Source organism: Nonlabens arenilitoris, assembly GCF_002954765.1.
GTDB classification, from domain to species: Bacteria; Bacteroidota; Bacteroidia; order Flavobacteriales; family Flavobacteriaceae; genus Nonlabens; species Nonlabens arenilitoris.
This window is the reverse complement of sequence record NZ_MTPW01000001.1, coordinates 56,599-75,402: the sequence shown is the minus strand read 5'-3', so window position 1 is coordinate 75,402 and position 18,804 is coordinate 56,599. Positions and strand designations below refer to the sequence as shown.

Sequence of the window (18,804 nt, the reverse complement as noted above, 5' to 3'; positions counted from 1 at the left end):
ATGGAAACTGTAAACAAAAAGATTCTTCTTGTAGAGGACGATCCCAACTTCGGGACAGTATTAAAAGATTACCTTATGATGAACGACTTTGACGTGGTACACGCAAAGAACGGGATGGAAGGTTTTGAGAAATTTAAAAAAGATAACTATGATCTTTGTATTCTAGATGTAATGATGCCATATAAAGATGGTTTTACATTAGCCAAAGAGATCAGAGAAAAAAACGAAGAAGTGCCTATTATTTTCTTAACTGCAAAAGCAATGAAAGAAGATGTATTAAGAGGATATAAAGTAGGAGCAGATGACTACTTAAATAAGCCTTTTGATAGTGAGGTATTGCTAATGAAGATTAAAGCGATCATACAGCGTAAAGGTGCTGATAGTCTGGCAGATTCTAAAGAGTTTGAATTCCAGATTGGTAATTTCCATCTTAATTCTAAACTTAGATTCTTAACTCTTAATGATAAAGAGCCTATTAAGTTATCGCCTAAAGAGAATGAGTTATTACGTCTACTAGCGTTACACCTTAATGATCTAATGCCACGTGAATTAGCGCTTACTAAGATATGGAGAGATGATAACTACTTCACCTCTCGTAGTATGGACGTATATATTGCAAAATTACGTAAGTATCTTAAGTCTGACGAAAATGTAGAAATCGTGAATATTCACGGTGAAGGATTCCGTTTATTAGTAAAAGACCAAGTAGATTTTTAAACATTAGACTCCATAAGTTTTTCACTAACTCGCTGCACAATATCTGTGTGGCGAGTTTTGTAGTGAAACCACATCACGTCGTTATCTTTACGATACCAAGTCAATTGCCTTTTTGCAAACCTACGTGAGTTTCTTTTTATTAATCTAATACCTTCTTTTAGATCATATTTGTTTTCAAATACGCCCATCAATTCTTGATACCCTACAGTTTTCAAAGAAGTAAGGTGTTGAAATGGTAATAGGTTTTTTGCTTCGTTTAATAGGCCTTGCTCTAGCATTATGTCTACTCTAGCATTGATGCGATCGTATAATTCTTCTCTAGGCGCTTCAAGTCCGACTTTTATAATATTAAAATCTCTCTGTTGCTTATCACCAGATCTATATTGTGTAAAGGTTTCTCCTGTAGCCCTACAAATCGCTAAAGCTCTCATTAGTCTTCTCGGGTTTTGTAAATCTACTAGTTGATAATACTCAGGATCTTTGATTTTCAATTCTTCTTGTAGAGATTCTATCCCTTCTTCTATGAATAATTTTTCTATAGAATCATTTATGTATGATGGAACTTCTGGTAATTGATCCAGACCATGTGTAACAGCTTTTTCATATAAAGCACTGCCGCCTACCATAATTACTGTGTCATGCGTTTTAAATAAGTTATCTAGTAATTTTACCGCATCTCTTTCAAAATCACCTACAGAGTAAGAATCATGTATACTCAAATTTTGAATAAAATGATGTGGTGCTTCGGTAAGTTCTGTGATTGATGGTACTGCGGTCCCGATCGTCATTTCTTTGAAAAATTGTCTAGAGTCGCACGATATTATTTCAGTTTGGTACGCTTTCGCGAAAGCGATACTCAAAGCAGTCTTTCCCACAGCAGTAGGACCTACTATAACAATAAGGGATTTATTAATCATGTAATGGATAGCCACATTTGTGACAGAATTGAGCGGTATCTTGATGTTTTTTGGCAAGACAATTTTGACATACTTGTGTGTTTACATGTCTATAATTAGAGTCTTCAATTCCTTTGTTGTCACTTTTCTTTCTTAAATCTTGTGCATACTCAGCACTAACAATACCGGTAGGTACGGCAATAATACCGTAACCCATAATCATAATTAAAGTTGCTAAAAATTGACCTAAAGGTGTTTCTGGTGCAATGTCACCAAATCCTACTGTTGTCAAGGTCACAATACACCAATAAATAGATTTAGGAATGCTATCAAAACCATGCTCTGGACCTTCAACGAGATACATTAAAGTCCCAAAAATGATGGATACAACCATTACTGCAAATAAAAATACTGCGATTTTAGGACCACTGGCTTTTATAGCTTTACTTAATTTGTCTGCTTCACCTATATATCTAGTAACTTTTAAAATTCTAAAAACTCTTAATAGTCTCAAAGATCTTACTGCGAGTAAAGCGCTGAAACCGCCAAAGAAAAAAGTAAGGTATAGCGGAATGGTAGATAAGAAATCGATAATTCCGTAAAAACTAAAAATATACTTAGTCGGTTTATTTATTGAAATAACTCTTAATATATACTCGATAGTGAAAAATATAGTAACTATCCACTCTGCAGTAATAAATTCAAAAGCATATTTCTCACCTAATCCTGGAATGCTTTCTAGCATTACCAATATTAGGCTTATAACAATAAGAACTAGTAAAATGACGTCAAACCACTTACCTGCAGGAGTGTCTGCTTCATAAATTATTTCATGAATTTTACGTTTCCAAACAGTAGAAGAAGTTTTGTTATCCATTAATAATTTTTAGGATATTTTAAAGGATTTGCTTCGTTCATAATCGCATAGACTTTATCAAAAATGTCATCTGCACTAGGTTTGGAAAAGTAATCACCGTCTGTACTGTAAGCTGGTCTATGCGCTTTTGCTGCAAGAGCTTGTGGTTTACTGTCTAGGTATCTCCATGCATTTTGATCATCAACAATTTGTTGTAAAATAAAGGCACTAGCGCCGCCAGGTACATCTTCATCAACAACTAACAAGCGATTTGTTTTTCTTACACTGTCTCTAATTTCTTGATCTAGGTCAAAAGGTAGTAAGGATTGTACGTCAATAATTTCTATATCAATTCCAGCTCTTTCTAATTCTACTGCTGCTTCTTCTATAAGTCTTAAGGTAGAACCGTAAGATACAACGGTAATATCTTTACCTTCTTTAAGAACTTCAATTTTTCCTATAGGTGTTTTAAATTCTCCTAAGTTAACCGGTAGTTTTTCTTTAAGTCTATAGCCGTTTAAACATTCTACAATAAGTGCAGGTTCATCGCTTTCTAACATCGTGTTATAGAAACCAGCTGCTTGAGTCATATTACGAGGTACTAAAACGTGAATACCTCTTACCGAATTAATGATTCCTCCCATAGGTGAACCACTGTGCCATATACCTTCTAGCCGGTGACCACGTGTTCTTATAATAAGTGGAGCTTTTTGTCTTCCAGCTGTTCTATATTGAACGGTAGCGAGATCATCACTCATTATTTGTAAACAGTAGAGTAGGTAGTCTAGGTATTGAATCTCTGCAATAGGACGCAATCCACGCATCGCAAGACCTATTCCTTGTCCTAGAATGGTCGCCTCACGTATACCTGTGTCAGATACACGCAACTCACCATACTTTTCCTGCATACCTTCCAGACCTTGGTTTACATCTCCTATCTCTCCAGCATCTTCACCAAAAATCAAGGTATCAGGTCGAGATGCAAAAATAGCATCAAAGTTATCTCTCATTATTAAACGAGCGTCTACTTCCTCTGAAGTCTCATTATATTGCGGTGCTACGGCTTCTATCTTAGTAGCTGCTTGAGCAGATTCACTGAATAAGTGGCTGCTATACTTGTATTGAATTTCTTTACTATAACTATTTAACCATTGGTTGAGAGCAGTGATTGCATCGTTATTTTCTTTTAAGGTATAACGTAATGTTTTACGAACTGTTTCAAGAATTTCTTTGCGGATAGGTTCTTTGGTAGATTTAAGGTTTTCTATCATCGGTTTGATAAAAACACCATCTGCAGACTGGCTCGCTACATTTTCTAATAATGGTAGTACGGCATCACGCTCTTGTACGATAGGGTTAATAAAAGCTGACCAAGCTGCTTTCTTTCCATCGCGTACTTGCTTTTTAATATCCTTTTCGATTTCTGATAACTCATCATCAGTCGCAAATTCATTATCTATTAACCATTTACGGAATTGTACATTACAATCATAAGCACGTTCCCATTCAAGACGTTCTTCGTTCTTATAACGTTCGTGAGAACCACTGGTACTATGCCCTTGTGGCTGAGTTAATTCTTGAACATGTATTAGTACTGGTACATGCTCTTCGCGAGCAATTTTACTTGCCTTTTCATAGGTTTCTACCAGTTCTACATAATCCCAACCTTTAACAGTCATGATTTCAAAACCAGCATCTTCATGATCACGCTGGAAACCAGCTTGTATTTTAGAAATACTTTCTTTTGTTGTCTGGTGTCTTGCGTGTACCGAGATACCATAATCATCATCCCATACACTTATAACCATAGGTACTTGTAACACACCTGCGGCATTAAAGCTTTCCCAGAAGTGACCTTCACTTGTACTAGCGTTACCTATCGTTCCCCAAGCTACTTCATTACCTTTATTTGAAAAGCCGTTATCTTCAGGAATTAAGTCATTATGTCTGTAAACCTTAGATGCTTGAGCAAGACCTAGTAGTCTAGGCATTTGTCCTGCAGTCGGTGAGATGTCAGCACTAGAATTTTTCTGATCGATCAACCTTTTCCAACTTCCATCTTCATTTAAGCTATGTGTCGCAAAGTGTCCACCCATTTGACGACCAGCGCTCATAGGTTCTTCTTTAATATCTGTATTTGCATAAAGACCGGCAAAAAACTGTTCTATAGTTAATTCGCCTATTGCCATCATAAAAGTTTGATCACGATAATATCCACTACGGAAATCACCATTTTCAAAAGCACGTGCCCATGCTAATTGAGGAATTTCTTTTCCGTCACCAAAAATTCCAAATTTTGCTTTACCGGTAAGAACTTCACGACGTCCTAAAAGGCTACATTCACGGCTAGTTACCGCAATCTTGTAATCTTTAATTACTTCTTGTTTGAAGTCTGATTTTACTAGTTTTTGTTCTTGGATATTTTCTGTTTGCATAGCCTTTTTTATAGTCTTGCAAAGGTAATGATTACGTGGTGTAGATGCAATAGTCTTTCTAATACCATCTGCGAGTAAACAAACCAGTAAGAGTATTCAAATCGAGTGTAAGTATAAATCTTACTCGCTGGTCATAATCGCCTTGACCTACTTCCCAGCCATTACTACTATAAATAGGTAAGTAGACTTCAAAATAATCTTGTAATAAATTTAACCTTAATCCAGAATCATAAACGCCAGCAAGTGGTGTATTTCTGTTTTTGACAACACCTACATCTGCATATGCAAATACATATTTCCAGATACTGTATGATGTATTAACCGTGCTTATAAATTGGTTTGCGTATGGTGTTTCTAGTTGTGATTTAAAACCACCTTCGGCAATGATAAGTTGTTGTGAGAAGAAACCACTTTCATCTGAGCGACCATAATAATTATAATCAAAGAGATAATCTGTAGGTCTATCTAGTGCAAATGAGAAAAAGTTCCCATCATTTTGAGTCTCGTTATGTAAAAATGCACCGGTAAAAAATCTGATGTTTAATTGTCTATTGTCTTTAAACAGTTTTCTCCACTGTGTTCTAAAAGTCGCCTTACTAAATCTGCTAGAGACTTCAACGCCTGCGTTATAGCTAAAATACCTCTTGAAGTTACGATCTTGATTATTATAGTTGATGGAGAAAACATTATAATCGGGCTCATTTACTGGATTTGCAGGATCTCTATCTCTATCTACTAATACGTTCCTGAAGGTAAGAAATGATCTTTTATTGCTACGCAAATCTTTTGGTCTGAAACCTAAATTAAGCCAGGCACTCGCACGACGGTACAGTAAATCATCTGCATAAGAAAAACGATTTGCAGACACGCCATAGCGCACAAAATAAATGCTCTCATCATGTTTTTCTAAATTATGTGTATAAGATAAACCGATAGATCCAATTACTTTGTTAGAGTTCAGACCATAAATAGGTTTTATTGTATATCTAAATGGTTTAGGTAATAATGTCCCATTTGAAAATCGTGCTCCTACAGTAACGCCATCATATACGTTAAACCCTAAGTCAGGCATTAAAAATACTTGTGCTCTTTCTGGATCTTCAATGTCTTTAAAGAGTCTGAATTCAATAGGTCTATTTTGAGCAAATCCTTTTAAAGTTTTATAGTTATCATGCATGGTAAACTCTGGGATGAGTTTTTCATAATTGAGAGAAATTCTGTTAGCACGCTTTCGCGAAAGCGTAATTACAGTATCTTCTACAACATGATCAATCCATAATTTTTCAATGATACTATCTTTATCGAGACTGTAGAGAGCTATAGGAAGGTCTCTATCTGATTTATTTTTAAGATATACTTTTACTGAATCGCCTACATTTTTTACACGTTTGATTTTCCAGTCCATACGAGTATACTTAGCAATATAATCTTCAAAAAACCAGTCGATGCTTTTAGAATTTTTACTTTCTAGAATAGTTTTAAAATCACTGACGTGAGATAATTTCAACTTATTATTTTGATAAAACTCTTTAATCGTCTGGTCTACAGAGTTGTTGCCAGAATAATCTTGTAAATATCTTAAGCCTATAGCAGCCTTATTAATGATGCCTAATTGTTGATTATATTTTACTAAAGAATCAGATGGTGTAGTTATACTTTGATCTAGATTTAATCTCGCACTATTTAAATATAGAAATGCGTATTGGTCATTAAAATCTAATTGTGTGATATTAAATCCTCTAATTCCCCAAATATCACTAAGCTTACCAGCTATTTTGAGATCTGGATAATAGGTCTCGTTATATTTATGCAATAGATAAACCATCATACCGTCTTGCAACCAGTTTTCATTTCTGGGATGTAATCTGGCACCGCTTTCTAGCCATCTTCTAGTCATGGCTTTGATCATTTTTATTTCATAGGTAAAACCTGCTGGAAATGGATTGATAAAATCAGGTAAGGAACTCAAACCATAAACAGGATCTTCTCTATAATATCGATCTGTTATAAGCATGTTAGAATATGCATATGCTCCTAAATTTTCATTTAAAAATCCAGAAATACGATCTATAAATAGGGCTTTTAGCTCTGGTGGTACATCGCCGTCTTCAATATCTGTGGTAACATTTAAATCAGGAACACCAAAGTTTTTATAACGTTGAAGATTTTGTTCAAGATAAAGCTCTACATGGGATAGGTAGTTGCCTTTTAATAAGTAGCTGTTTTTGTAATCTGTTAATCCAGAAGTTATAATAGGTGCATTAGTCACTACTTGATGAGAAGTAGGCAGGTGTATGGATATTGAGTAATTTGCTAAAGCTGGATAGTAGTCGTTAATTCCTTTATGCGAGAAATATTGCCATTCACCTTGATCAAATACTGCTGGCGTGATATACCAATAACGCAAAGCATAATTGCCTGTACTACTTTTACCATAGCCTGTAAAGTCATCTTCTGGTATCACAATATCATATTCCCAAGCTATCGTTTTTGAGGCTCCTGGTAATAAAGGTTCTGTAAGATGTAGCTCGATGATGTCTACTTGATGAGGTAGTCTTTTTATTGTAAAATCTAAATTTGCTGTGGAAGATTTAAAGACCGTTTTACCACGATCATCTTCTGGGGCAAATTGAAATTTATTTTTAAAGTCCTCAGCAAATCGATTGGCTAGTGGAGTATCTTTTGAACTAAAAGCGTGTGCCCAATCCAGCATCACTATTTTATCCCAACTCACATCGCTGTCGTTTTTTACAATCATAGAGTCTTTGATATGTAAAACATCAGACTCTGATTCTAAGGTAGCGATCATATGGTGTGAGTGCTGTGCTTGTGAAATACAAGACAACATCAAAAGCAAAATAAACGTAAGTTTTCTCAAATCGTTATGGTATTTGCTTTGGTAGGTTAGCAGTGTACAGAATATTAACGAATAAAATACGAGATTAGTTTTAAGTTTTAGAAGTTAGGACTTAAATCATACTTCTGGTAGAATTCATTGATAATGGCAACTGCCTCATCAGATGTGTCCACAACATGTAGTAAGTCGATGTCTTCAGGACTAATAGTAAAGAACTTCTTATCTAGTGTACCTTTAATCCAATCTAGTAATCCACTCCAGAATTCAGTTCCTACTAAAATGATAGGAAACTTACCAATCTTATTAGTTTGAATTAAGGTTATTGCTTCAAACAACTCATCTAACGTACCGAATCCTCCTGGCATTACTACAAAACCTTGAGAATATTTTACAAACATTACTTTTCTTGCAAAAAAGTAGTCAAAATCTAGACTCTTATCGTGATCGATATATGGGTTATCATGCTGTTCAAAAGGCAATGCTATATTTAAACCTACAGATGTACCACCATTAAGATGCGCACCTTTATTACCTGCTTCCATAATACCAGGTCCACCACCGGTGATAACACCATAGCCATTATCTACAATTTTACCAGCAATTTCTGTGGCTAGTTGATAGTATTTATTATCTGGTTTTAATCTCGCACTACCAAAAATAGATACACATGGACCGATACGACTCATGCGCTCAAATCCCATTACAAATTCAGATAATATTTTAAAAGTAGCCCAACTGTCGTTAGTCTTCTTTTCATTCCATCCTTTTTCTCTAGCTTCTTTTCTCATAATATTTTTAATTTCTTAATTAAACTGGCGCTTTACCACCTTAACGTTGTTTTTTATTTTATTGCTATTAATGATTAATAGCAAAAATTGTTTTATTGAAAGTGCATCACATGCCTAATTCTTTCTTCAAGAATCGTGCAGTGTGACTTGTTTTATGTTTTGCGACCTTTTCTGGTGTTCCGGTAGCGAGAATTTCTCCACCACCACGTCCACCTTCTGGACCTACATCTATAATATGATCTGCAATTTTAATTACATCCATGTTGTGCTCAATAATTAGAACGGTATTTCCTTTATCGACTAATTTATTAAGAACCAGCAATAATACTCTAATATCTTCAAAATGCAATCCTGTAGTAGGTTCATCTAGTATATAAAAAGTATTACCGGTATCTCTTTTTGATAATTCACTAGCAAGTTTAATACGTTGCGCTTCTCCACCAGATAGAGTAGTAGACTGTTGTCCTAAAGTAATATAACCTAGTCCGACATCTTTAATGGTCTTAAGCTTGCGATATATTTTAGGAATAGGTTCAAAGAAATCTGTTGCTTCATTAATAGTCATATTAAGAACATCACTTATTGATTTTCCTTTATATCGTATCTCAAGTGTTTCTCTATTAAATCTTTTTCCCTGACAGGTCTCACAAGTGACATAAACATCAGGTAAAAAATTCATCTCTATCACACGTAGTCCACCACCTTTACAGGTTTCGCAACGTCCGCCTACCACGTTAAAGCTGAAACGACCTGGCTTATAACCTCGTATTAATGCTTCTGGAGTTTTTGCAAATAGGCTTCTTATTTCATCAAAGGTTTTAGTATAGGTGGCAGGATTAGAACGTGGTGTTCTCCCTATAGGACTTTGGTTAATGTCAATTACTTTATCTACTGCATCAAGATTTTTAATGCTTTTATAAGGTTTAGGTATTTTTACTCCATTAAAAAAATGAGCATTCATAATAGGGTAGAGCGTCTCATTAATTAATGTGGATTTACCGCTACCTGATACACCAGTTACTACAATCATTTTTCCTAGTGGTAAATCTATCGATACATTCTTAAGGTTATTACCGGTACAACCTTTAAGCGATATTTTCTCACCGTTACCTTTGCGTCTTGCTTTAGGGACTTCAATTTCTAGTTTACCATTCATATATTGAGCGGTAAGTGTATCGTGTTTCAAGATTTCGGCAGGTGTTCCTTTTGAGATGATCTCGCCACCATATTTTCCTGCGCGTGGTCCTATGTCTATGACATAGTCTGCACGCTCAATCATATCTTTATCATGTTCTACCACCACCACGCTGTTACCGGTGTCTCTTAAAGACTCTAGAGAATTAATCAATTTCTCATTATCTCGTTGATGTAGTCCTATACTAGGTTCATCTAGTATATATAAAACACCTACTAGTTGAGAACCTATTTGAGTGGCAAGTCTTATACGTTGTGCCTCACCACCAGAAAGTGATTTTGCACTACGATTTAAAGATAAATAGTCTAGTCCAACATCTAGCAGAAACTGTAATCTAACACGTATTTCTTTTAAGAGCTCTGTGGCTATTTGTTCTTGCTTTCGCGAAAGCGTGGTTCCCAAACCATCAAACCATTCTACCAGCTCTGCAATGTCCATATTTGCTAACTGCGCGATGTTCATTTCATTAACTTTAAAGTAAAGCGATTCTTTGCGCAGTCGTGCTCCTTCACAAGATGGACAGTCTATGTGATCCATAAACTCTTTTGCCCAGCGCTGTAAAGATGTGCTGTCGTTATTACTATAGGTTTGATCAATGAAGTTTGCTATACCTTCAAAATCTATTTTATACTTGCGCTTTACACCTAGGTCTTTAGAATTTACTTCTAAAGACTCATTACCACCGTAGAGAATCATCTGGATAGCCTCTTCTGGCAATTGATTTACAGGATCAGTAAGTTTAAAATTGAACTTTTGAGCAATTAAATCTAGCTGCTTAAAAATCCAATCCTTTTTCATAGTAGGATAGGGCGCGAGTCCACCTTTAGCAATAGATATGCTATGGTCGGGCAATATTTTATTAGGGTTTACCTGATATAATTTCCCAATACCATTACATTTTGGGCAGGCACCTTTAGGAGAGTTGAATGAAAAGTTGTTTGGCTCAGGTTCTGGATAAGAGATGCCTGTTTCTGGACACATTAATGTTCTAGAGAAATAACGTCCTTCTTTATCGCCAGCTTTAACCAGCATAAGAATATCGTTCCCGTGATACATTGCTGTATTTATGGAAGCATCTAATCTTTTAATATCTTCTTCACTATCGCCAGGTACAATACGATCTATAACTATTTCAATATCGTGTGTTTTATAGCGGTCTAGTTTCATTCCTTTTTGAATGTCTAGAATGACACCATCTACACGTACTTTTACAAAACCTTGTTTTGCAATAGATTCAAACAGCTCGCGATAATGTCCTTTTCTTGAGTTAACGACTGGCGCAAGAATGTTGATGCGGTCTCCTTTATATTCATCAATAATAAGGTCCCTTATTTGCTCGTCGCTATAGCTTACCATCTTCTTACCTGTGTTGTAAGAATAAGCATCACTGGCTCTTGCAAAAAGCAGTCTTAAAAAGTCATAAATCTCTGTAATAGTACCTACCGTACTGCGTGGACTTTTACTAGTTGTTTTTTGTTCGATAGCGATTACTGGAGAAAGGCCATCTATTTTATCTACATCTGGACGTTCTAATCCACCTAAAAACTGGCGTGCATAAGCACTGAATGTTTCTATATAACGGCGCTGACCTTCAGCATATATAGTATCAAACGCTAGCGATGATTTTCCTGAACCAGATAGACCAGTGATCACAACTAACTGCTCACGTGGTATGTCAATATCGATATTCTTAAGATTATGTGCTCTTGCACCTTTTACTTCAATAAATTCTTGAGGTCTCGCCATAGTTTTTTGCAATCTTGCGAAGTTACTTAAAGCGCTTCAAATTAGAGTTTAAAGTCTACTTAAAGTTCTGTGTCATTGTTTGCAATCTTTAAGAGATTTTAATCCGATAAACCTGTTGTTGAACGTCTCTTAGATAAATATATTAGTGAGTTGAACAGAAAAATTTGAAATATATCTAATAAATGAATTTTTAAAACCGTGAGAATTAAAAAATCGTCTATACTATATGTTAAATTCTCAATAAGGTTATATGAAACATTTATACCAAACAAAAAACGATCAATATTCTATTGCTTATTTATTTTTAAGAGTTCTATTAGGTGCTTATTTAATCTATCATGCTGGTTCCAACCTATTTGATTTTGATAGTTATTATATGGATAGTATCAACTATTCTAGTACATTAAATTTTCAAAATTTGTTGTCAATGATTACTCCATTCTTACCATTTGTTGAACTATTTATAGGTGTACTTATTTTAACTGGTCTATATACGTCTGTTTGTTTACGTTGGTCCATTGCTTTAGGGATACTAGTAACGGTGTTTCTACACTTTAACGATGATTATCATGGAGCTTTGTGGCATACTTACTTGATTGTCGCTAAAGTTATTTTAATCAGTAATCTATATTACAATAGATTATCTGTAGACTATTATCAATTGTGGCAGGTATATAATGAGTCAGATTTAATAGAATCACAAGATTATATAGAATATGAGGCCATTGAATAATTAAAAAATAAAATTTGAGAAATATGGTATTCTTTCCATAATGTAAAGTATATTTGTCATAATAATAAAATAACTTTACATTATGAAGGGTTCTATTTTAAAAAGATTTTGCGAGTTAGAAAAAAAAGGCGGTGCATTTCCGTTATTACCAGCTTCTTTTTTATGGATAGGTATAGGAGTGTGTATCCTTTCTATAATCGCCATGACAATAATAGCCTTACAGGCAGTTGATCATGCGCTATTTTTTAAGGAGTTATGTATGCATTTTATATTAGTTGGTCTTTTTATAATAACGCTAGCCAAAGATAAAAATGAAGATGAACGTATTAAAGGTTTAAGGTATCGAGCGTTTGCTTTTGCATTTGTACTAGGTACATTTACGCTATTGATGATGAGGATAGTAGTCGTTACCGTTAACAGTATCAAAGATGAATTGCCACAGGATTGGGAATATGATCAGAGTTTTTTCTTTATCATTTCGTCATATCTGTTTTATTATCTTATGTATTTTCAGATTTTTAAAAAGCAGTTGTAATGAAGAATACGGTTCACGTACAACGTGCGATTCATCATATGAATCAAACAGAATTAGCTCAAGCCATAGGTGTGTCTAGACAAACCATAAGTTCTATTGAAAAAAACAGATATGTTCCATCAACCGTACTTGCTCTTAAAATGTCAAGACTTTTTAAAGTACCCGTTGAAGATATTTTTATTCTTGAAGAAAGTGATGAGTGATTACCTTATCACTTTTACATCAGTAACAGGTATTTCTATACCATATAGACTACGTGTAGTTGGTAAAGGAAATCCACCATCAGTCATTTTCCAGTCGTTCCATTTTGCCTCGATACCATCTAAAGGAATAATACTCACCCACATTTTAAAAGCAATAGGGATGTTGTTTTCATCAACTTCCCATAAATAAACGTCTCCAGGAGTTGTTCCACCAGATTTATAACGGACGAGTAGTTTTCTTTTACCATCTTCTTCAATGAGCTCGCGTTCTGTCCCTATATCAAATATTTTATGTGGCGCTACCACCCAAAAGCTATCATTATTAAAGTTCGTTGCAGCATACGCAATGGCATCTTCAAGCTCTTTACCGCTTAATTTTTGATCACCTTTCCACGCAAAACTTATTTGTGGATATGGAGTGGCATATGCAACTTTATAATCATCCCAGTAAACATCAACTGCATTTTGTTGTACTTTCCATACATACTTATTTACACCTCTGAAAGTCCAATGAATTTCTTTTACCTCTGTAAATTCTTTATGGTTTATAGACTCAAGTATAGCATATCCCAACTCATCTGCAACAGTACCTTTTTGTCCTTGCGGCACATCTTCATTAAAAACTAATTTCAAAACGATAAAAACGACTAAAAGTAACCCAAGTATCCCTAGAACGATTTTCAATAAAATTTTCCCGATTTTTTTCAAAGCTGAATGTTTTTGTGCAATTTCGGGTCAAAGATAATCGACATAACAATATAACAAATGAAAATACTAGGAATAGGCTCAAGAATTAATCATGCATCATATGGTTTTGGTGTAGTAACTAATGTTACTGCAAAACATTATTGGGTTACTTTTCAAAAAGATGGATTAGAAACATTAGATCTTGATGAAGAATTTGAGGTTATTGAGGCCTGTGAGGATGACGTGGATACGGTAAGTTTTTATGACGTAGAGAAAAGCTTAAGAGAGATATTAGAACGATTCTCTGACGTGACGCAAATCGTTCCTCTTGCAGATAAGTATAAGAATGGTACTATGGTGCTCAAACCAGCAGATTCTAACCTGTCTGTAAAAGAAATACCTATTAACACTTTCTGGCATAAAATTGTCATGCTGCGAGATAGACTACGTGTTATGGAACAAAAGATCAATAGCTCAGATCTAGATGATCAGGCTAAAGTTGATTTACAACAGTACATTACAAGGATATATGGTAGCTTAACGACTTTTAACGTATTATTTGCTAGTAAAGAACAGCAGTTTAAAGGTAGTGGTAAATAGTTTATGGAATAGCATCTTCAACTTTGAGCTGATGAATACTGCGGTAAAATATTTTCAAAAAAAATCCAGCTCTAAGAGCTGGATTTTTTTTACATCACTACTTAAAGTAGGTAAGTAGAAGGCCTATTGATTGTTAGGAAACTTCTTTTTATAATCTTCAATAGATTGTTTAACGATTTCCATCGCCTTATCACGACCTTGAAACTCTTCAACCTCTACAGTTTTATTTTCTAATTTTTTATAATCTTGGAAGAAATTACGCATTTCTTTTTTCCAGAATTCTGGTAATTCACGTACATCATTAAAGTGAGCAACAGACATATCGTTTGCAGCAACAGCGATAATTTTATCGTCCATCTCGCCACCATCTAACATTTGCATGACACCTATTACTTTAGCCTCTACCAGACACATAGGTACAATCTCTATTTGAGAAAGTACTAGAATATCTAGTGGATCTTCATCATCACAATAGGTTTGTGGGATGAAACCATAGTTGGTTGGATAATACATAGAAGAATAGATAACTCTATCCAGTATCAACATACCAGAATCTTTATCTAATTCATATTTTGCTCTTGTATTCTTAGGGATTTCAATAATTCCCATTACTTTTTCTGGCGCATCTTCGCCATAACTTACATCATGCCATGGATGTTGTCTCATAGTTCTCTGTTTTTCAAGGCAGCAAAAGTAGTATGGTTTACGCTTTCGCGAAAGCATTTTCTGATTAACTTATCGGTAAAAGTGGTCAGTTTACACCTAAAACAGATTTTTTTACCCTTTTCTAAACTTTAAACCCATGTTAAATTGAATCCTTAAGGAAGGAAATGCCATTTTTCACGACTATCTTTAACCTATGATGCAAGAAAGAGCAGGTTATAAATTTGAACTTTTTAACCCTAAAGATGTTGATCCATTTGATAAACTATTTGGGATTTTTAAAGAACTCATTACACACACTTCAGGTGATTTTGATGAGGCCATCGATTGGCTTCGTGAACTTGATAAAGAATATCAACTTACCACACCAGACTATACGATTGAAGATTTTATCAATGATTTACTAGAACGCGGTTTTATAAAGCAAGAAATAGATCCCAATGCAGGCGGTGATGGAAGTGGTGATGATGAAAACCCAGCTGGTTTTACGATTACTGCAAAGACAGAACAGCTATTACGTAAGCATGCCCTAGAACAAATCTTTGGCAACATGCGTAAAGGAAATAGCGGGAACCATAAAACAGGTAAACTTGGCCAAGGTGATGAACACAGTGGAGATTATAGAGCTTATCGTTTTGGTGATGGATTGGACCGAATTTCTATGACAGAGAGTTTGCGCAATGCGCATATCAATCATGGTATGGGAAACTTTAACCTGACTGAAGATGATCTGGTAGTAGAAGACACGCAGTTTAAAGCGCAAATGTCTACCGTGTTGATGATTGACATCTCACACTCCATGATTTTGTATGGAGAAGATCGTATAACACCTGCTAAAAAAGTAGCGATGGCACTGGCAGAGTTAATAACGACTCGTTATCCTAAAGACACTTTAGATATTATCGTTTTCGGTAACGATGCCTGGCCTATAAAAATTGCCGATTTGCCTTACCTCAAAGTAGGACCTTATCATACTAATACGGTCGCTGGTTTACAACTTGCCATGGATATACTGCGTCGCAAGCGTAATACCAATAAGCAAATCTTTATGATCACAGATGGGAAACCTAGTTGCTTGCGATTAAAAGATGGTCGATATTATAAAAACAGTAATGGACTCGATGAGTACATCGTTGAGAAATGTTATACCATGGCGGCACAAGCACGTAGATTACATATTCCTATAACCACATTTATGATAGCCAACGATCCATATCTACAACGATTTGTAGACGAATTCACCGAAGCTAATCAAGGAAAAGCCTTTTTTACCGGACTGCAAGGTCTAGGTGAAATGATTTTTACAGATTATGAGGCTAATAGGAAGAAACGGTTGAAGTGATTTATAAAAGGCAGTTTTACTAGTCCTAAATAATATGTATCGATTATTTAGGACTAGTCATTTGAATATCATTTTTTCCAGAATCCATGTCTGTAATAAGTAAGTCTTTGTAGAATTAAAGATTTAGTTAGCTCTTCCTTTCTTTTAGTATCTCTCCAATTTGTTTTTTCAATTGCATTTGAGTTAATTTTATCAAAAGTAAGCGCAAACTTGGTTAATTCCTCCTCAGTGTAATTATCCTCTACTAATTTTAAAGATTGATAAAACTGAGGTATGGAAAGGAAATTACTTGTTAATTTAAGTTGCTCTTTGATAAAATAATCATTTAATTTTTTATCCTTTGATTCAATTAATCCATTTTCGTAAATGGCATGAATTGTCATTTGCTTGAGATTATCAGAGTAGTCTGTTTTTTCAAAGCTAATTCTAGACGTATATAATTCTGTTAATTTATCTAAATCAGTGTTTTCAGGATAAAGTAAATGATCCCAGATTTCATGTTCTCTTGGTACTTGACCTTTAAGATTTTTTGATTTTTCTAAATTTGATATTTCATTAGACCCTTGATTTTGATCTTTAAAATTATCATTTTGACATGATAGGACCAAGGACGCGCATATAACTACAAATATAATTTTTTTCATAATTTAAGATTTTAAGATTTTAAGATTTAATGTTAATTTTAAGCATCTGGACAGCAAGCAGATTGTGCTGCGGAGCCAGTGATTTTAGATTGCCCACTTACTCGCCAAACTCCTTCTGAATACTCATAAGAAGTAATAAAACCAACAACTCCAGCCTCGCCAGAGCAACAGCCTTCACCTTCTCCAACATTATAAGTCGTAATTCCAGTTTCGTGATCTCCACATTCACAACCTTCAAATTGAACAGCTGTGGCTGAGGATAGAAGGATTATTCCAAGTAAAAATAAAAGATTTTTCATAAGTATTAGATTTAAGGTTCGTTTAAATTTTAATATAATCATAAACATAAACAAATAAATTAACAAAAATTGTGATATTTTAACTCACAAAAATCCTGCTATCTACTCATCTTGTATTTTACATATATGTAACTTTGAAATATGAACATAAAACAAACAAACACCTTAGGCCAACTTATTAAAGCAGGATGGAAATCCAAGTCTATTAAGGACGAGCTAAGAGATAATTTAATTGCAAATATTAAAACTGGAGTAGATTCTTTTACGGGAATTCATGGGTATGAAAACACAGTGATTCCAGAACTGGAAAGAGCTATTCTCTCCAGGCATAATATCAACTTGTTAGGATTGCGTGGTCAGGCAAAAACTCGACTCGCACGATTGATGACTGGTTTACTGGACGAGTATATTCCTTATGTGACAGATAGTGAGATTCATGATGATCCGCTAGCACCATTATCCAGGACTGCCATTGAGTTGATAGAAAAACATGGTGACAAAACACCCATCTCGTGGTTGCATAGAGATGATCGTTTCTATGAAAAACTCGCCACACCAGACGTTACCGTAGCAGATTTAATAGGAGATATAGACCCGATCAAAGCGGCCAACTTAAAACTAAGTTATGCAGATGATCGAGTGATTCACTACGGAATGATTCCGCGTGCTAACCGCTGTATTTTTGTCATCAATGAATTACCAGATTTACAAGCACGTATTCAGGTAGCATTATTCAATATTCTGCAAGAAGGCGATATTCAAATACGTGGTTTTAAGTTGCGATTAGAACTCGATATGCAATTTCTATTCACGGCAAATCCTGAGGATTATACCAATCGTGGAAGTATAGTGACTCCACTTAAAGATCGTATAGGTTCACAAATTTTAACGCACTATCCAGAAACTATAGAAATCGCCAAAACGATTACACAACAAGAAGCTCGTAAGGATGAACGTACTGAAAACACCGTAATTGTTCCAGAACTAGCAAAAGACTTGTTAGAACAAATTAGTTTTTGTGCACGTGATAGTGAATATGTAGATGAAAAGAGTGGTGTAAGTGCACGTATGAGCATCACTGCTTATGAAAACTTATTGAGTACTGCAGAGCGTCGTGCTTTAATGAATGGAGACGAGACGACCACATTACGCTTCTCAGACTTCACAGGTGTCATTCCTTCTATTACCGGTAAAATAGAGTTGGTCTATGAAGGCGAGCAAGAAGGTGCTGCCTTTGTTGCAAATGAATTGATAGGAGATGCGACAAAGAAGTTGTTCCCAGAATATTTTCCTGAAATTAAGAAACTTCAAAAACCGGATGAAGAAACGCCTTATGACAAGCTACTAGAATGGTTCTTTAATAATGATGGCTTAGAATTACTTGATGAACTCAATGATGCAGATTATAAAGCATTATTAGATCAGGTAACGCCATTAACAGACCTAGTGGAAAAATACCAGCCAGAATTCCCTATGGAAGATCGTTATTTCTTGAAAGAATTTATTTTATGGTCTTTAGTAGAGTTTGATAAATTGAGTAAAAAACGATTTACTGAAGGATATCAATTTAATGATTTATATAGTAGTTTTATCAAAGGGATTTAAAAT

Annotated in this window: 17 protein-coding genes; 7 read left to right on the top strand and 10 right to left on the bottom strand. The window is 34.9% G+C overall.

Annotation, left to right across the window (positions count from 1 at the left end):
- A complete protein-coding gene (locus BST92_RS00370) occupies window positions 1–717 on the top strand; it encodes a response regulator transcription factor (protein WP_036584538.1) in 717 nt (238 codons plus the stop codon).
- Here BST92_RS00370 and miaA read toward each other — a convergent pair.
- From miaA to uvrA, 6 genes are all read right to left on the bottom strand, one after another.
- A complete protein-coding gene (miaA, locus tag BST92_RS00365) occupies window positions 714–1,634 on the bottom strand; it encodes a tRNA (adenosine(37)-N6)-dimethylallyltransferase MiaA (protein WP_105069673.1) in 921 nt (306 codons plus the stop codon). The genes BST92_RS00370 and miaA overlap by 4 nt on opposite strands.
- Window positions 1,627–2,490 carry an ion transporter gene (locus BST92_RS00360; RefSeq protein WP_105069672.1) on the bottom strand — a complete coding sequence of 288 codons (864 nt, stop codon included), beginning with the start codon at window positions 2,488–2,490 and terminating at the stop codon, window positions 1,627–1,629. Before BST92_RS00360 ends, miaA begins: the two co-directional genes overlap by 8 nt.
- Window positions 2,490–4,904, bottom strand: coding sequence for an alpha-ketoacid dehydrogenase subunit alpha/beta (locus tag BST92_RS00355; protein ID WP_105069671.1), 2,415 nt, complete (start codon window positions 4,902–4,904; stop codon window positions 2,490–2,492). The genes BST92_RS00360 and BST92_RS00355 overlap by 1 nt, the downstream gene beginning before the upstream one ends.
- Before the next feature lie 58 nt (window positions 4,905–4,962).
- Window positions 4,963–7,713 carry a gluzincin family metallopeptidase gene (locus tag BST92_RS00350; RefSeq protein ID WP_245910819.1) on the bottom strand — a complete coding sequence of 917 codons (2,751 nt, stop codon included), beginning with the start codon at window positions 7,711–7,713 and terminating at the stop codon, window positions 4,963–4,965.
- A gap of 146 nt (window positions 7,714–7,859) precedes the next feature.
- Window positions 7,860–8,549, bottom strand: a complete 690-nt coding sequence (locus BST92_RS00345) for an LOG family protein (RefSeq protein WP_042270141.1) — start codon at window positions 8,547–8,549, stop codon at window positions 7,860–7,862.
- A gap of 106 nt (window positions 8,550–8,655) precedes the next feature.
- Entirely contained in the window at window positions 8,656–11,490 is a 2,835-nt protein-coding gene (gene uvrA / locus BST92_RS00340) for an excinuclease ABC subunit UvrA (protein ID WP_105072153.1), read from the bottom strand.
- Window positions 11,491–11,740: 250 nt separating this feature from the next.
- Here uvrA and BST92_RS00335 point away from each other — a divergent pair, with 250 nt between their 5' ends.
- From BST92_RS00335 to BST92_RS00325, 3 genes are all read left to right on the top strand, one after another.
- A complete protein-coding gene (locus tag BST92_RS00335; RefSeq protein WP_105069669.1) occupies window positions 11,741–12,223 on the top strand; it encodes a DoxX family protein in 483 nt (160 codons plus the stop codon).
- Between the two features lie 82 nt (window positions 12,224–12,305).
- Complete coding sequence (locus BST92_RS00330; protein WP_105069668.1) at window positions 12,306–12,758, top strand: hypothetical protein; 453 nt, start codon at window positions 12,306–12,308, stop codon at window positions 12,756–12,758.
- Window positions 12,758–12,961 carry a helix-turn-helix transcriptional regulator gene (locus tag BST92_RS00325; protein WP_042289470.1) on the top strand — a complete coding sequence of 68 codons (204 nt, stop codon included), beginning with the start codon at window positions 12,758–12,760 and terminating at the stop codon, window positions 12,959–12,961. The genes BST92_RS00330 and BST92_RS00325 overlap by 1 nt, the downstream gene beginning before the upstream one ends.
- On the opposite strand, the gene BST92_RS00320 is transcribed toward BST92_RS00325, so the two are convergent.
- Window positions 12,962–13,669 (bottom strand): DUF868 domain-containing protein, encoded by a 708-nt coding sequence (locus BST92_RS00320; protein WP_105069667.1) that lies wholly within the window; start codon window positions 13,667–13,669, stop codon window positions 12,962–12,964.
- A 57-nt stretch (window positions 13,670–13,726) separates the two neighbouring features.
- Between BST92_RS00320 and BST92_RS00315 the strand changes: the two genes are divergently transcribed.
- The gene (locus BST92_RS00315) at window positions 13,727–14,248 is read left to right on the top strand and encodes a hypothetical protein (RefSeq protein ID WP_105069666.1); all 522 of its coding nucleotides are present in this window, start codon (window positions 13,727–13,729) and stop codon (window positions 14,246–14,248) included.
- Window positions 14,249–14,371: 123 nt separating this feature from the next.
- Here BST92_RS00315 and BST92_RS00310 read toward each other — a convergent pair whose 3' ends face one another.
- Entirely contained in the window at window positions 14,372–14,914 is a 543-nt protein-coding gene (locus BST92_RS00310) for an inorganic diphosphatase (RefSeq protein WP_105069665.1), read from the bottom strand.
- Between the two features lie 193 nt (window positions 14,915–15,107).
- Here BST92_RS00310 and BST92_RS00305 point away from each other — a divergent pair, with 193 nt between their 5' ends.
- Window positions 15,108–16,253, top strand: coding sequence for a vWA domain-containing protein (locus BST92_RS00305; RefSeq protein WP_105069664.1), 1,146 nt, complete (start codon window positions 15,108–15,110; stop codon window positions 16,251–16,253).
- Between the two features lie 68 nt (window positions 16,254–16,321).
- On the opposite strand, the gene BST92_RS00300 is transcribed toward BST92_RS00305, so the two are convergent.
- Entirely contained in the window at window positions 16,322–16,897 is a 576-nt protein-coding gene (locus tag BST92_RS00300) for a hypothetical protein (RefSeq protein WP_146105069.1), read from the bottom strand.
- 38 nt (window positions 16,898–16,935) lie between these two features.
- Window positions 16,936–17,196 carry a hypothetical protein gene (locus tag BST92_RS00295; RefSeq protein WP_146105068.1) on the bottom strand — a complete coding sequence of 87 codons (261 nt, stop codon included), beginning with the start codon at window positions 17,194–17,196 and terminating at the stop codon, window positions 16,936–16,938.
- A 141-nt stretch (window positions 17,197–17,337) separates the two neighbouring features.
- On the opposite strand from BST92_RS00295, the gene BST92_RS00290 reads away from it, so the two are divergent.
- Complete coding sequence (locus BST92_RS00290; RefSeq protein ID WP_105069661.1) at window positions 17,338–18,801, top strand: magnesium chelatase; 1,464 nt, start codon at window positions 17,338–17,340, stop codon at window positions 18,799–18,801.
- The last annotated feature ends 3 nt before the right edge of the window (window positions 18,802–18,804 follow it).

What these genes read in the sequence shown, in the direction of transcription:
- BST92_RS00315 (WP_105069666.1), top strand. Translation starts at nt 13,727, where the DNA reads ATGAAAATACTAGGAATAGGCTCAAGAATTAATCATGCATCATATGGT.
- BST92_RS00335 (WP_105069669.1), top strand. Translation starts at nt 11,741, where the DNA reads ATGAAACATTTATACCAAACAAAAAACGATCAATATTCTATTGCTTAT.
- miaA (WP_105069673.1), bottom strand. Translation starts at nt 1,634, where the DNA reads ATGATTAATAAATCCCTTATTGTTATAGTAGGTCCTACTGCTGTGGGA.
- BST92_RS00360 (WP_105069672.1), bottom strand. Translation starts at nt 2,490, where the DNA reads ATGGATAACAAAACTTCTTCTACTGTTTGGAAACGTAAAATTCATGAA.
- BST92_RS00300 (WP_146105069.1), bottom strand. Translation starts at nt 16,897, where the DNA reads ATGAAAAAAATTATATTTGTAGTTATATGCGCGTCCTTGGTCCTATCA.
- BST92_RS00350 (WP_245910819.1), bottom strand. Translation starts at nt 7,713, where the DNA reads ATGATCGCTACCTTAGAATCAGAGTCTGATGTTTTACATATCAAAGAC.
- BST92_RS00345 (WP_042270141.1), bottom strand. Translation starts at nt 8,549, where the DNA reads ATGAGAAAAGAAGCTAGAGAAAAAGGATGGAATGAAAAGAAGACTAAC.
- BST92_RS00370 (WP_036584538.1), top strand. Translation starts at nt 1, where the DNA reads ATGGAAACTGTAAACAAAAAGATTCTTCTTGTAGAGGACGATCCCAAC.
- BST92_RS00355 (WP_105069671.1), bottom strand. Translation starts at nt 4,904, where the DNA reads ATGCAAACAGAAAATATCCAAGAACAAAAACTAGTAAAATCAGACTTC.
- BST92_RS00295 (WP_146105068.1), bottom strand. Translation starts at nt 17,196, where the DNA reads ATGAAAAATCTTTTATTTTTACTTGGAATAATCCTTCTATCCTCAGCC.
- BST92_RS00330 (WP_105069668.1), top strand. Translation starts at nt 12,306, where the DNA reads ATGAAGGGTTCTATTTTAAAAAGATTTTGCGAGTTAGAAAAAAAAGGC.
- uvrA (WP_105072153.1), bottom strand. Translation starts at nt 11,490, where the DNA reads ATGGCGAGACCTCAAGAATTTATTGAAGTAAAAGGTGCAAGAGCACAT.
- BST92_RS00325 (WP_042289470.1), top strand. Translation starts at nt 12,758, where the DNA reads ATGAAGAATACGGTTCACGTACAACGTGCGATTCATCATATGAATCAA.
- BST92_RS00305 (WP_105069664.1), top strand. Translation starts at nt 15,108, where the DNA reads ATGATGCAAGAAAGAGCAGGTTATAAATTTGAACTTTTTAACCCTAAA.
- BST92_RS00310 (WP_105069665.1), bottom strand. Translation starts at nt 14,914, where the DNA reads ATGAGACAACATCCATGGCATGATGTAAGTTATGGCGAAGATGCGCCA.
- BST92_RS00290 (WP_105069661.1), top strand. Translation starts at nt 17,338, where the DNA reads ATGAACATAAAACAAACAAACACCTTAGGCCAACTTATTAAAGCAGGA.